This window comes from Cohnella fermenti (assembly GCF_004801405.1).
GTDB classification, from domain to species: domain Bacteria; phylum Bacillota; class Bacilli; order Paenibacillales; family Paenibacillaceae; genus Cohnella; species Cohnella fermenti.
In genome coordinates this window covers 1-1,909 of sequence record NZ_SSOB01000096.1, presented here as the reverse complement: position 1 = coordinate 1,909, position 1,909 = coordinate 1, and the positions used below count along the sequence as shown (strand labels likewise).

Sequence of the window (1,909 nt, the reverse complement as noted above, 5' to 3'; positions counted from 1 at the left end):
TAAGTGCGCCCGGCATGGGCGGTAACTAGGCGGTGCAAGTCCGCTACAGGCTTGGCAGTAGGAACTGTTAGCTGAAGGCAAGGGTGTCGGTCGCGAGGCCGAATCTGAAGGAAGCCGGAGGCAAACCCTCGGTCTGACGAACAGAAATCACATAAAAGGCATGGTGAGATGGACGAGCTTGCTTAACAAAGTAAAGTCCAATACTGCCCGAATCTCATCATGTAGATGTGGCAGATAGATGAGGGGAAAGTTACCGCTCTTACCCGGGGAGGTCTCACAGACGTGGTGTAGGAAAAAAAAAACCGAAACACGGAGTAAAGCTTGCTGTGAGAAGTCAGCAGACGCCATAGTACGTGAGTCGCGACAGCGACGAACGGAAGGGCTGAACAATCGGAAGTCTCGAGTACAGACTGAAAGGAGAGTCGATGCGATGAAAGCAGAATACCGAAAGGGCTGCCGGCAAAGAGATAGCGTGGAACGCGAAGGGGATGCAGGAGCGCGGAGCATCGAAGCTCGAGAAGGGAAAGAAAGAGACGGTGCAGAGGGCCTGATGGAACGTATCCTGAACAGAGAAAATCTGAACCGGGCATACAAGCAGGTCAAACGCAATCATGGCGCGCCGGGAATCGATGGGATGACCGTCGAGGCGGCATCGCCGTGGCTGCGGGAGAACAGAGATGGACTCCTGCAAAGCATTCGGGAAGGGCACTACAAGCCAAGCCCGGTGCGGTGCAAGGAGATCCCCAAACCAGATGGAAGCGGCACTCGAAAGCTGGGTATCCCGACAGTCGTAGACCGGGTGATCCAGCAAGCGATCGCGCAGCAACTGCAACCGCTATTCGAGCCGCTCTTCTCGGAGGGGAGCTACGGCTACCGCCCGGGAAGAAGTGCCCAGCAAGCGATTCGCAAAGTCAAAACCTATGCGGAACAGGATTACGGACATGCGGTCGAGATTGACCTGTCGAAATACTTTGACACGTTGAACCACGAGCTTCTTTTAAACTTGCTGCGCAAGCGAATCCCGGACAAACGCGTCATCGACCTGATCAAGAAGTATCTAAAAAGCGGAGTGATGGAGAACGGCGTACGTCGGGCAACGGAGGAAGGATCGCCCCAGGGTGGACCGCTATCACCGCTATTAGCGAACATCTATCTGAATGAATTCGATCAGGAGATGGAAAGCCGGGGCGTGACGGTTATCCGCTATGCGGATGACATCGTCGTACTCGCGAAAAGCAGGCGAGCAGCGGAGCGACTGCTGGAATCCAGCCGGACGTATTTGGAACAGAAGCTCAAGCTCCACATGAATACGCAGAAGAGCAAGGTGGTCAGCATCGTGGCACAAAAGCACTTCAAATTCCTTGGATTCGCGTTGGGGAAGAACGGGAAGGGCGTCTATATACGCGTCCACCGTCAATCTCTAGCCAAGGCAAAGAAGAAGCTGAAGGAGCTAACGAGTCGCAGTCAAGGCAGGAAAGCCCGGCAAGTGATGGAGAACGTAAAGGTCTATATACGCGGATGGATCGGCTATTTCTATGTAGCGGACATGAAGCGAATCCTGCAAGGCTGGAACGAATGGCTGCGAAGACGAATGCGGATGTACATCTGGAAACAGTGGAAGAAGCCTCGAACGAAGGTGCAAAACCTGCAAAAGCTGGGAATACCGGAGTGGCAGGCCTACCAGTGGGGGAACACAAGGCTGGGCTACTGGCGAATAGCCGGAAGCGCAGTATTGAATCGCTCTGTAACAAACGCAAGGCTCGCACAGGCAGGATATTATGACTTCCCTGCACAGTACGAGCGCTTGCGTCAACTGCACTCAAACGGTTGAACCGCCGTATACCGAACGGTACGTACGGTGGTGTGGAAGGTCGGCTACTCAACTAATGGGTAGCCTCCTATCCGATCG

General features: G+C 54.2%; 1 protein-coding gene. It reads left to right on the top strand.

The window, feature by feature from the left end:
- Positions 1 to 430: 430 nt before the first annotated feature.
- Entirely contained in the window at positions 431 to 1,831 is a 1,401-nt protein-coding gene (ltrA, locus tag E6C55_RS33100; RefSeq protein ID WP_136374104.1) for a group II intron reverse transcriptase/maturase, read from the top strand.
- Positions 1,832 to 1,909 lie beyond the last annotated feature (78 nt).